At 73.8% G+C, this 10,879-nt stretch carries 13 protein-coding genes and 1 pseudogene; 8 read left to right on the top strand and 6 right to left on the bottom strand.

The window, feature by feature from the left end:
• The 3 genes from ABD308_RS04200 to ABD308_RS04190 all read right to left on the bottom strand — a co-directional run.
• Nucleotides 1-284, bottom strand: a 284-nt coding sequence (locus ABD308_RS04200) for a YbaK/EbsC family protein (RefSeq protein WP_344325698.1), incomplete at its 3' end; no start/stop codon positions are given.
• A gap of 26 nt (nucleotides 285-310) precedes the next feature.
• Entirely contained in the window at nucleotides 311-1,039 is a 729-nt protein-coding gene (locus tag ABD308_RS04195; RefSeq protein WP_344325695.1) for an LON peptidase substrate-binding domain-containing protein, read from the bottom strand.
• Nucleotides 1,040-1,110: 71 nt separating this feature from the next.
• Nucleotides 1,111-2,691 carry an oxidoreductase gene (locus ABD308_RS04190; RefSeq protein ID WP_344325692.1) on the bottom strand — a complete coding sequence of 527 codons (1,581 nt, stop codon included), beginning with the start codon at nucleotides 2,689-2,691 and terminating at the stop codon, nucleotides 1,111-1,113.
• A 103-nt stretch (nucleotides 2,692-2,794) separates the two neighbouring features.
• Here ABD308_RS04190 and hisD point away from each other — a divergent pair, with 103 nt between their 5' ends.
• Genes hisD through hisF form a run of 8 tightly spaced genes read left to right on the top strand, consistent with a single transcriptional unit; the run spans nucleotide 2,795 to nucleotide 8,566 of the window.
• Nucleotides 2,795-4,102 (top strand): histidinol dehydrogenase, encoded by a 1,308-nt coding sequence (gene hisD / locus ABD308_RS04185; protein ID WP_344325689.1) that lies wholly within the window; start codon nucleotides 2,795-2,797, stop codon nucleotides 4,100-4,102.
• Entirely contained in the window at nucleotides 4,099-5,199 is a 1,101-nt protein-coding gene (locus ABD308_RS04180) for a histidinol-phosphate transaminase (protein ID WP_344325686.1), read from the top strand. The genes hisD and ABD308_RS04180 overlap by 4 nt, the downstream gene beginning before the upstream one ends.
• A gap of 5 nt (nucleotides 5,200-5,204) precedes the next feature.
• Nucleotides 5,205-5,798 (top strand): imidazoleglycerol-phosphate dehydratase HisB, encoded by a 594-nt coding sequence (gene hisB, locus ABD308_RS04175; protein WP_344325683.1) that lies wholly within the window; start codon nucleotides 5,205-5,207, stop codon nucleotides 5,796-5,798.
• Nucleotides 5,795-5,947: a hypothetical protein gene (locus tag ABD308_RS04170; RefSeq protein WP_344325680.1), complete on the top strand. Its 153-nt coding sequence runs from the start codon at nucleotides 5,795-5,797 to the stop codon at nucleotides 5,945-5,947. Before hisB ends, ABD308_RS04170 begins: the two co-directional genes overlap by 4 nt.
• 33 nt (nucleotides 5,948-5,980) lie before the next feature.
• A complete protein-coding gene (gene hisH / locus ABD308_RS04165) occupies nucleotides 5,981-6,616 on the top strand; it encodes an imidazole glycerol phosphate synthase subunit HisH (protein ID WP_344325677.1) in 636 nt (211 codons plus the stop codon).
• Nucleotides 6,617-6,636: 20 nt separating this feature from the next.
• A complete protein-coding gene (gene priA / locus ABD308_RS04160) occupies nucleotides 6,637-7,362 on the top strand; it encodes a bifunctional 1-(5-phosphoribosyl)-5-((5-phosphoribosylamino)methylideneamino)imidazole-4-carboxamide isomerase/phosphoribosylanthranilate isomerase PriA (protein WP_344325674.1) in 726 nt (241 codons plus the stop codon).
• Entirely contained in the window at nucleotides 7,359-7,799 is a 441-nt protein-coding gene (locus tag ABD308_RS04155) for a Rid family hydrolase (protein ID WP_344325671.1), read from the top strand. The genes priA and ABD308_RS04155 overlap by 4 nt, the downstream gene beginning before the upstream one ends.
• Nucleotides 7,796-8,566 carry an imidazole glycerol phosphate synthase subunit HisF gene (gene hisF / locus ABD308_RS04150; RefSeq protein ID WP_344325668.1) on the top strand — a complete coding sequence of 257 codons (771 nt, stop codon included), beginning with the start codon at nucleotides 7,796-7,798 and terminating at the stop codon, nucleotides 8,564-8,566. The genes ABD308_RS04155 and hisF overlap by 4 nt, the downstream gene beginning before the upstream one ends.
• A gap of 300 nt (nucleotides 8,567-8,866) precedes the next feature.
• Here the strand turns inward: hisF and ABD308_RS04145 are convergent, their stop codons facing one another.
• The 3 genes and pseudogenes from ABD308_RS04145 to ABD308_RS04135 form a co-directional block, all read right to left on the bottom strand.
• Nucleotides 8,867-9,652 carry a VOC family protein gene (locus ABD308_RS04145; RefSeq protein ID WP_344325713.1) on the bottom strand — a complete coding sequence of 262 codons (786 nt, stop codon included), beginning with the start codon at nucleotides 9,650-9,652 and terminating at the stop codon, nucleotides 8,867-8,869.
• Nucleotides 9,653-9,788: 136 nt separating this feature from the next.
• Nucleotides 9,789-10,427 carry a TIGR03085 family metal-binding protein gene (locus ABD308_RS04140; RefSeq protein ID WP_344325665.1) on the bottom strand — a complete coding sequence of 213 codons (639 nt, stop codon included), beginning with the start codon at nucleotides 10,425-10,427 and terminating at the stop codon, nucleotides 9,789-9,791.
• Nucleotides 10,428-10,456: 29 nt separating this feature from the next.
• A pseudogene (locus ABD308_RS04135) lies at nucleotides 10,457-10,879 on the bottom strand (hypothetical protein); the annotation flags it as partial.

Raw genomic sequence — 10,879 nt, 5'->3', positions numbered from 1 at the left:
TCGGCCATCGCGGCGCGCTTGCCGCCGACCGCGGCCGCCAGGGCCTTGAGGTCGAGCTGGCCGGCCACCGGGACGACGCCGACGGTCAGCACCCCGTCGACGTCGGCGACCAGGGTCTTGTAGACCCGCTCCGCCGGGACGCCCAGCGCCTCGGCGGCCTCCCCGCCGTAGGAGGCGGCGGCCGGGTCGTGCTCGTAGGAGTGGACGGTGAACGGCACGGCGGCGGTCTCCAGGGCGACCGTCGCGGGCGTGCCCTGACCGCCCTTCTTCGGCTTCTTGGCCACGGGGGCTCCGCAATCGGTGGGTTCGGTCAGTTGGGGCTGAAGGACTGGCGGGTGAGGTCGACGGCGGGCAGCGAGGGCAGCCAGCCGAGCACCGCCGTCTCGCGGCGCAGCAGGTCGAGCTCGGTGCGCAGCCGCTGCGCGTTGTCGGGGCAGGCCAGCAGCTGCTGCTTGAGCGGGACCTCCAGGACGGTGGCCGCGGCGACCAGGTAGGACAGCACCTGCGGGTCCTCGGGCAGCTCCGGGCGGCCGACGGTGCTGGCCTCGCGGGCGCCGGCGAGGCGTCGCTGGTAGGTGCGGAAGATCCGCTCGACCTCGGCGGCGAGCGCCCCGGAGCCCTCGCCGGTGCGCTCCTCTATGGGTTCCAGCTCGCCGACCAGGTACGGGCCGCCGACGTCGACGGACCGGAGCCAGAACCGGGTGGTGCCGGTGACCAGCAGCTCGTAGCGGCCGTCCGGCTGCGGCTGGACGGAGGTGAGGTCGGCGACGCAGCCGATGTGGTGGAGCGCCTCCAGCGGGTCGCCGGTCTCGGTGCCGAGGCCGTCCAGCGGGCCGGCCGGGCCGTCCTCGGGACGGACCGGGGCGACCTCGCGGCCGTCCTTGATGGCGAGCACGCCGAAGCGGCGCGGCTGGTCCTCGGGTTGCTCCAGCAGGTCGGCGACGAGACGGCGGTAGCGCTCCTCGAAGACGTTGAGGGGCATCACCAGGCCCGGGTAGAGCACCGTGTTCAGCGGGAAGAGCGGAAGCCGTTCTGTCACGGCGGACAGCGTAGTTCCCCGGGCCCGGCGGACCTTCACGGCCCTGGCCTGTCTCTCGCGGGAGGACCCGGCTAGACCCGCTGCAGCATCCGGGTGGCGCCGGCGGCGACCGTGGTGGCCAGCACCCAGCCGACGATGACCAGGCCGGAGGCGACCCACTGGGCGGTGCCGCCGGGGTTCCAGCCCTTCTGGCCGAGGTCGACGACGGGCAGCAGTTGGCCCAGCGCGTACAGCACCGGGTTCCAGTGCGGCCGTTCGTCGGCCTTCAGCGGCTGCGGCGGGTGGGTGGCGAAGTAGATGCTGCCCAGGGCCCAGGCGAGCAGCATCCACAGGGCGGCCCGGCCGGGCCGGAAGCCGTAGCCGACGGTGACGTCCTGGATCCGGCCCCAGATCCGGGCCGGCAACGGCAGGGTCTGCCGGCGGCGGCGCTGCTTGGCGTAGAGCACCTCGCGGGCGTCGTCGTCGGCGCCGTCGCGGCGCAGGGCGGCGGCCAGCTGCTCGTAGGACTCGGGCTGGAACTCCACGGAGGAACGTTCCAGCCAGCCGATCCGCTCGCGGATGGGGAACGGCACGGCCGGGCGCAGGCACTCGTAGGTGAACCCGGTCAGGCCGACCGCGCCCTCCCGGGGCCAGGAGCCGGGCGCGTCGACGAGGTTGCCGATCCGGGCCCGGGACAGTGAGACGGTGCCGCCGCCCGGGAAGCGGCAGGTGAGGCGCAGCTCCGGGGTCTGGATCCGGCGCAGGGCCACCTCGTCGCCGTCGTCCAGGTGGAACTCGGCGTCGGAGAGCAGGCAGGCGTTCTCGAACCGGCCGTCGGAGAGCCGGACCTGGCCGAAGGCGCGGAACGGCGTGCTCGGCGCGTCCGGCGGCGGGACCTCGCCGTACCCGGAGCCGTAGTAGGTCTGCGACCCGTACCAGCCGCCGTCGGTCGAACCGCTCAGGTACAGGGTGTGGCCGACGGTGATCCGGACGGCGTTCAGGGCGTTGCGGTTGCCCGGCACGGCGCGCAGCCGGGCGCCGCGCAGCGAGAGCCGTCCGCCGATCCGGGCGGTGCGCAGGCTGACCTCGCCCTCGGCCTCCAGCCGGTCGGCCTCGCAGTCCTGGCTGACCGCGATGCCGTCGGCGGACAGCGCCCGGCCGAACCGGTCACCGCCCAGCACGGCCTGGTTGATCAGCAGGTCGGTGCCGATCCGGGCGTCGGTGAGCCGCACGCCCTGGCGTATCCGGCAGCGGGCCAGGTGGAGATCCCCGGAGGTGGCCAGCCGGGAGGCCTCCAGGCGGGGGATCAGGCAGTTGATGAAGCGCAGCGTGCCGGCCTCGGCCTCGGAGATCAGGATCTTCTGGTCGAAGCGGCAGTCGTGCAGCTCGACGTAGTGGCCGATGGTGCCGCCGGCCAGGTCGAGCGGGCCGGTGACCAGGGCGCCGGTCAGCTTGAGCGAGGCGACCCGGCCGGGGACGGCGGGCGGTCCGTCCAGCAGCAGCCGGGCGAGGACCCGGGCGCGGACCGTCCGCCCGGGGCCCCAGACGGCCTCGCCGAACGGGTCGTCCTCGGCGGCCTCGCCGCTGCGCAGGTCGTGGATCCGGCCGAGCCGGAACGCCTGCCAGAGTGCCTGTTCGGCCGCCGTCCAGTCCTCCGGTGCCCGATCCGTCACGCTTCCCCCCGGTTCCTGCGGCCTCCCCCGGGCCGTCTCGCCCTTCGTATCACGGACTGAAATGCGGGACCGCCGGTTCCGGCCACTCCTTACACTGGGTGGCGTGATCTCTCGAATCGATCTGCGCGGCTCGCTCGACGACCCGCGCGACCTGCTGCCCCGTGCCGACTTCGACGTCGCGGCCGCCCTGGAGAAGGTGCGTCCGATCGCCGAGGACGTCCATCATCGCGGGGTCGCGGCGCTGATCGAGATCACCGAACGCTTCGACGGCGTGCGGCTGGAGTCCACCCGGGTCCCGGCCGAGCAGCTCGCGCAGGCCCTGGAGGGGCTGGACCCGAAGGTGCGCGCCGCGCTGGAGGAGTCGATCCGCCGCGCCCGCCTGGTGCACGCGGACCAGCGCCGCGAGGAGCACACCACCCAGGTGGTGCCCGGCGGCACGGTGACCCAGCGCTGGGTGCCGGTGGACCGGGTCGGGCTGTACGTGCCGGGCGGTCTGGCCGTCTACCCGTCCTCCGTTGTGATGAACGTGGTGCCGGCCCAGGAGGCGGGCGTGCGCGGCATCGCGGTGACCTCCCCGCCGCAGAAGGCCTTCGGCGGCCGGGTCCACCCGACCATCCTGGCGGCCTGCGCGCTGCTCGGCGTCACGGAGGTCTACGCGGTCGGCGGCGCCCAGGCGGTCGCCATGTTCGCGCTGGGCACCGAGGAGTGCGAGCCGGTGAACATGGTCACCGGCCCCGGCAACATCTACGTGGCCGCCGCCAAGCGCTACTTCGCCGGGCGGATCGGCATCGACTCCGAGGCCGGTCCGACCGAGATCGCCGTCCTCGCCGACGACAGCGCCGACCCGGTGGACGTCGCCGCCGACCTGATCAGCCAGGCCGAGCACGGCCCGACCTCGGGCTCGGTGCTGGTCACCGACTCGGTGGCGCTGGCCGACGCGGTCGAGGCCGAGCTGAAGGCCCAGGTCGCCCGCACCCGGCACAGCGAGCGGGTGGCCGAGGCGCTGGGCGGCCGGCAGTCCGGCATCATCCTGGTCGACGACCTGGAGCAGGGCCTGGCGGTGGTCAACGCCTACGCGGCCGAGCACCTGGAGATCCAGACCCGGGACCCGCACGCGGTCGCCGCCAGGGTGCGCAACGCCGGCGCGATCTTCCTCGGCCGGTTCACCCCGGTCTCGCTCGGCGACTACGCGGCCGGCTCCAACCACGTGCTGCCCACCGGCGGCTGCGCCTGCCACTCCTCGGGCCTGTCCGTGCAGACCTTCCTGCGCGGTGTGCAGGTCGTCGAGTACGACCGCGAGGCGCTGGCCGGCATCGCCGCGCACGTCGTCAACCTGGCGAACGCCGAGGACCTGCCCGGTCACGGCGACGCGATCAAGGCCCGATTCGAATGGAGTGTGCCGGGCGCGTGACGAAGATCGACGACCTCCCCGTCCGGGACGAACTGCGCGGACAGTCGCCCTACGGCGCCCCGCAGCTCGACGTCCCCGTCCAGCTGAACACCAACGAGAACCCGTACCCGCTCCCCGAGGAGCTGGTCGCCCGGATCGCCGAGCGGGTCGCCGAGGCCGCCCGCCGCCTCAACCGCTACCCCGACCGGGACGCGGTCGAGCTGCGCGAGGGCCTGGCGGCGTACCTCACCCGCACCACCGGCCACGCCGTCACCCGGGCGAACGTCTGGGCCGCCAACGGCTCCAACGAGGTGCTCCAGCAGCTGCTGCAGACCTTCGGCGGCCCCGGCCGCACCGCGCTCGGCTTCGAGCCCTCGTACTCGATGCACGCGCTGATCTCCCGGGGCACCGGCACCGGCTGGATCTCCGGCCCGCGCAACGCCGACTTCACCGTCGACGTGGACGCCGCCGTCGCGGCGATCGCCGAGCACCGCCCGCACGTGGTGTTCGTCTGCTCGCCGAACAACCCGACCGGCACCGCCGTCGGGGCCGACACCGTGCTGCGGCTCTACGAGGCCGCGCAGGCCGCCCGGCCCAGCCTGGTGGTGGTCGACGAGGCGTACGTCGAGTTCTCGCACCGCGACTCGCTGCTGTCGCTGATCGAGGGCCGCCCCCACCTGGTGGTCTCCCGCACCATGTCCAAGGCCTTCGGCGCGGCCGGGCTGCGCCTGGGCTACCTGGCCGCCGACCCGGCGGTGGTGGACGCGGTGCAGCTGGTCCGTCTGCCGTACCACCTGTCGGCCGTCACCCAGGCCACCGCGCTGGCCTGCCTGGAGCACACCGATACCCTGCTCGGCTACGTCGGCCGGCTCAAGGACGAGCGTGACCGGCTGGTCGAGGCGCTGCGCGGGCTCGGTCTGGAGGTGACCGACTCGGACGCCAACTTCGTCCAGTTCGGCCGCTTCGCCGACACCCACGCCGTCTGGCAGGCCATTCTCGACCACGGCGTCCTGGTCCGTGACAACGGAGTTCCGGGATGGCTGCGCGTCACCGCCGGCACCCCCGCCGAGAACGACGCCTTCCTGGACGCCGTCGCCACTGTGATCAAGGAGCTCTAACCCGAATGACCCGCATCGGACGCGTCGAGCGCACCACCAAGGAGACCTCCGTCCTGGTCGAGATAGACCTGGACGGCACCGGCAAGACCGACATCTCCACGGGCGTCGGCTTCTACGACCACATGCTCGACCAGCTCGGCCGCCACGGCCTCTTCGACCTCACCGTGAAGACCGACGGCGACCTGCACATCGACACCCACCACACCATCGAGGACACCGCCCTCGCGCTCGGCGCCGCCTTCAAGCAGGCGCTGGGCGACAAGGTCGGCATCTACCGGTTCGGCAACTGCACCGTGCCGCTGGACGAGTCGCTCGCCCAGGTGACCGTCGACCTCTCCGGCCGCCCCTACCTGGTGCACAGCGAGCCGGACGGCATGGCGCCGATGATCGGCGCCTACGACACCACCATGACCCGGCACATCCTGGAGTCCTTCGTGGCCCAGGCCCAGATCGCCCTGCACGTCCACGTGCCGTACGGCCGCAACGCGCACCACATCGTGGAGTGCCAGTTCAAGGCGCTGGCCCGGGCCCTGCGCTACGCCGCCGAGCGCGACCCGCGCGCGGCCGGCATCCTCCCGTCGACCAAGGGTGCGCTGTGAGCAACTCCGCGATGATCCTCATCTTCGTCGGGCTCTTCCTGGCCGGCGGCGTCATCTCGTTCTGGAAGCAGAAGCACTCCAAGGGCGTCATCCTCGTGCTCGCCCTGGGCTCGCTGATGTGCCTGGGCTCCGGCCTCATGCGCCTGTAACCGTCGAGCGAACGAAAGACTGGACACCTGAACATGGGCAAGAACGTCGTGGTGCTCGACTACGGCTCGGGCAACCTCCGCTCGGCGCAGCGCGCCCTGGAACGGACCGGGGCGAACGTCACCGTCACCTCCGACTACCAGGCCGCGATGGACGCCGACGGTCTGCTGGTCCCCGGCGTCGGCGCCTTCGAGGCCTGCATGCGCGGCCTGAAGTCGGTTCGCGGGGACTGGATCATCGGGCGCCGGCTGGCCGGCGGCCGGCCGGTCATGGGCATCTGCGTCGGCATGCAGATCCTCTTCGAGAAGGGCGTCGAGCACGGGGTGGAGACCGCCGGCTGCGACGAGTGGCCGGGCACGGTCGAGCCGCTGGAGGCGCCGATCGTGCCGCACATGGGCTGGAACACCGTGGACGCCCCCGAGGGCGGCCGGATGTTCGCCGGCCTGGACGCGGACACCCGCTTCTACTTCGTCCACTCCTACGGGGTGCGCAGCTGGGAGCTGGAGGCGCACAGCGCGCGGATCAACCCGCCGCTGGTCACCTGGGCCACCCACGGGCAGCCGTTCGTCGCGGCCGTCGAGAACGGCCCGCTGTGGGCCACCCAGTTCCACCCCGAGAAGTCCGGCGACGCCGGCGCCGCCCTGCTGACCAACTGGGTCAGCACCCTCTGACGACGGAAGAGTTGTAGATCATGAATCGCCTCGAACTGCTGCCCGCCGTCGACGTCCGGGACGGCCAGGCCGTGCGCCTGGTCAAGGGCGCCTCCGGCACCGAGACCTCCTTCGGCGAGCCGCTCGCCGCCGCCCTGGCCTGGCAGGACGCCGGCGCCGAGTGGCTGCACCTGGTCGACCTCGACGCCGCCTTCGGCACCGGCTCCAACCGGGACCTGGTGCGCGAGATCACCGGCACCCTGGACATCAAGGTCGAGCTGTCCGGCGGCATCCGCGACGACGCCTCGCTGGCCGCCGCCCTGGCCACCGGCTGCACCCGGGTCAACCTCGGCACCGCCGCCCTGGAGAGCCCCGAGTGGGTCGCCAAGGCCATCGCCGAGCACGGCGACCGGATCGCCGTCGGCCTGGACGTGGTCGGCACCACCCTGCGCGGCCGCGGCTGGACCAGCGAGGGCGGCCAGCTCTTCGACGTGCTGGCCCGCCTGGACGCCGAGGGCTGCGCCCGCTACGTGGTCACCGACGTCAACCGGGACGGCACCCTGACCGGCCCCAACCTGCAGCTGCTGCGCGACGTCTGCGCCGCCACCGACAAGCCCGTGGTCGCCTCCGGCGGCGTCTCCTCGCTGGACGACCTGCGGGCGATCGCGGGCCTGGTCGGCGAGGGAGTCGAGGGCGCCATCGTGGGCAAGGCACTCTACGAGCAGAAGTTCACCCTCGGAGAGGCGTTGGAGGCGGTTTCGGGATGACGGAACGTCGGATCGTGCGCGGCCGGGTCGGCGGGTTCTCCCCGTGGGAGGACCTGCTCGGCGCCTCGCAGGCGGTCGCCGCCGGGGACCAGGTGCACGTCGCCGGCGCCAGGCCGCTGGTGGACGGCGTGCTGCACGGCGAGGGCGACCCCTACGAGCAGGCGAAGGCCGCCTTCGGCAACGCGCTGGAGGCCCTGGCCGCGTACGGTCTGACGGCGGACGACGTGGTCCGCACCCGGGTGTACCTCACCCACTCCCGTGACATCGACGCGGCGGCCCGCGCCCACCAGGAGCTCTTCGGCGCGGTGCGTCCGGTGACCGCCGTCGTGGTGGTCGAGAGCCTGGTCGACTCGCGGATGCTCGTCGAGATCGAACTCGACGCCCACCGCGCCGGACTCGCCGCGACCCTGGAAGCTCTGGAAGGCAATCAGCCGTGACCCTCGCAGTACGTGTCATCCCCTGCCTGGACGTCGACGCCGGCCGCGTGGTCAAGGGCGTCAACTTCCAGAACCTCCGCGACGCCGGGGACCCGGTCGAGATGGCCAAGCTCTACGACGCCGAGGGCGCCGACGAGCTGACCTTCCTCGACATCACCGCCTCCTCCGGCGACCGCGAGACCACCTACGACGTGGTCCGCCGCACCGCCGAGCAGGTCTTCATCCCGCTCACCGTCGGCGGCGGCGTCCGCGCCGTCGAGGACGTCGACAAGCTGCTGCGGGCCGGCGCCGACAAGGTCGGCGTCAACACCGCCGCCATCGTCCGCCCCGAGCTGGTCCGGGAGGTCGCCCAGCGGTTCGGCCGCCAGGTGCTGGTGCTCTCGGTGGACGCCCGCCGCTGCCCCGAGGGCACCGAGACCGCCTCCGGCTTCGAGGTCACCACGCACGGCGGCCGCAAGGGCACCGGCCTGGACGCCGTCGAGTGGGCCGGGCGCGCCGCGGAGCTGGGCGCGGGCGAGATCCTGCTCAACTCGATGGACGCGGACGGCACCAAGGACGGCTACGACCTGGAGCTGATCCGGGCCGTCCGCAAGACCGTCTCGGTGCCGGTGATCGCCTCCGGCGGGGCCGGCAAGCTCGCCGACTTCGCCCCGGCGGTGGAGGCCGGCGCGGACGCGGTGCTGGCCGCCAGCGTCTTCCACTTCGGGGACCTGCGGATCGGCGAGGTCAAGAACGCGCTGCGGGAGGCTGGACACCCGGTCCGCTGACGTCCGCCCGTCGGCCCGTGCCGGCAGGCCGGGCCGTGAGAGCACGGTGGTGCTGCGCCGGCCCGGGCGGCCGGCTCGGCCTGGGGCAGCCGGGGGCGGACGGTGATGCTGACGCCGCGCGGGCCGGTGGTCCCGTGGTGCTGGGCCAGCTCGGCGAGCGCGGCGGGCGAGCCGTCGCGGCGCAGCTCGGCCGGCAGGGTGCCCTCGGCCCAGCGCCCGCCCGGTCCCCGCACGGCGTTCACCCCCTGCGCTGCTCGCCGTGGCGAGGCCGGCGCAGGGGGTGCGGGGCGCGGAAGCGGGTCAGGACTCCTTCGGCGGCTCGCCCTTGATCAGGGCGAAGGGGGCGCCGACCGGGTCGGCCAGCCAGGCGAGCCGACCGACGTCCGGGACGCTCTCCGGGCCCATCAGCACGGTGGCGCCGGCGCCGGTGGCCCGGGCGACCACGCCGTCCACGTCGGAGGCGCCGAAGTACGGCGTCCAGCTGGCCGGCTGGGCGTCGTCCATCACGGGGGCGATGCCGCCGAAGGCGGTCTCCCGCAGGTCGCCCTCGGCGGGGGAGATCACCTTGTACGTCATGCCGGGCGCGGGGAAGTCCTCGGAGCGCCAGCCGAACACCTTCCGGTAGAAGGCGTGGCCCGCGTCCACGTCGCCGGTGTGCAGCTCGGCCCAGATCAGCGCGCCGTCCTCGGAGACGACGTCCAGGCCGGTCACCGCGCCGGGCTGCCAGATCGCGAACCGGGCGCCCTGCGGGTCGGTCAGCTGGGCCATCCGGCCGGCGTCCATCACGTCGAAGGCCGGGACCCGGACGGTGCCGCCGGCCTGCTCGACGGCCTTGGCGGTGGCCTCGGCGTCGGGCGCGTGGAAGTACGTCGTCCAGGCGGACCGCGCGCCCTCCTCGGTGAGCGGTCCGACGGCCGCGACCGTCCGCCCGCCCAGCCGCAGGAAGCCGTAGCCGCCGGCCTGCGGACCGGCGGACTGGAAGGTCCAGCCGAAGACCGCCTCGTAGAAGGCGGCGGTGGCGGCCGGGTCCGGACTGCCGAGGTCGATCCAGCAGGGGGAGCCGGCGGGGAAGTCGGTGGTGAGCATGGTGGAGCGTCCCTTCGAGGGAGAGGGGAGCCGGTGCACGACGGGGCGGGCCCGGGCGGTGGCCCACCCGGACTCTGCCATCTGCGAGTCTGCACCCCACCACTGACATTCGCAGCCGGGGCCCTTCCGGGGGCTCCTAGGGGACTGGCAGGACGTGGCGCAGCGCCTCGACGGCGTCCGAGGGGCCGTCCACCGTCAGCTCGGCGCGGGCGCCGCGGCCGAAGGCGAAGAGCAGCAGTTCGCCCGGCTCGCCGGTGATCCGCACGGTCGGCGAGCCGGCCGGGCCGACGGTCAGGCCGCGCCCGTCCGGGCGGCTCAGCTCCAGCCGCACCGGGGAGCGGCGGCCCGCCTCCAGCCGCGCGATCAGCGGCAGCCGGCGCCAGAGCGCCTCGGCCCGGCCGGGTGGCGTGGGCCGCGGGGCGGGGCCTTCCCCGGCCCGGGCGACGTCCTCGGCGTGCACGAAGTACTCGACGGTGTTGGCCGCCTCGTCCGCGCCGGGCAGCGAGAACAGCGAGAGCACCGGCGGGCCGGAGCGGAACAGCCGGACCAGCTCCTCGTACGGCCGCTCGGTGTAGGACTCCTGCACCCGGTGGGTGTGGCCCGCCAGCGGACCGATCCGGATGCCCGCGGCGGCGTCCGGCCGTCGCTCGCGGATCACCAGGTGGGCTGCGAGGTCCCGGGTGGACCATCCGGCGCAGAGAGTGGGCGCGTCCGGCCCGGCGGCGGCCAGGAGTTCGGCCAGACGGTGGCGCTCGGCGAGGGCGTGGTTCGACATGCCCTCAGCCTAGAAGGGGTGACGCCGGTTCAGCGCAGCCGGCCGGTGAGCTTGGTGGAGCCGGGCCGGTTGCTCGTGGTCAGGATGCAGGTGTAGTCGCGCCAGCCCTGCTGGTAGAAGGTGTAGCTCGGGCCGACCGGGTAGCTGTAGTACGGTCCGCCGCCGCCCTGCCGGGCCTCGGCCGCGGCCTGCGCCTCCTTGCAGCCGTCCCGCATGGTGTTGGCGACCTGGTAGTCGCCGGACAGCCCTTCCGGCAGCAGCTGGTCGGCGATCGCCTCGCCGTCGTGCTTCTCCTCGCAGGGGCGGGCCTCCGGCTTGGTGACCGTCTTGCTCAGCTGCGGGTGGTCCAGGCAGGTGCCGACCGGGAAGAAGCTGTACGGGACGACCTTGGACGGCGTCGGCGTCGGCGTCGGCGTCGGGGTGTCGCTCGGCGTGGGGGTGGGGGTGGGCGT

Origin of the sequence: Kitasatospora putterlickiae, assembly GCF_039527695.1 — a bacterium.
GTDB lineage: Bacteria > Actinomycetota > Actinomycetes > Streptomycetales > Streptomycetaceae > Kitasatospora > Kitasatospora putterlickiae.
The sequence above is the reverse complement of the archived record's forward strand: the minus strand, read 5'-3'. Positions and strand labels throughout refer to the sequence as shown.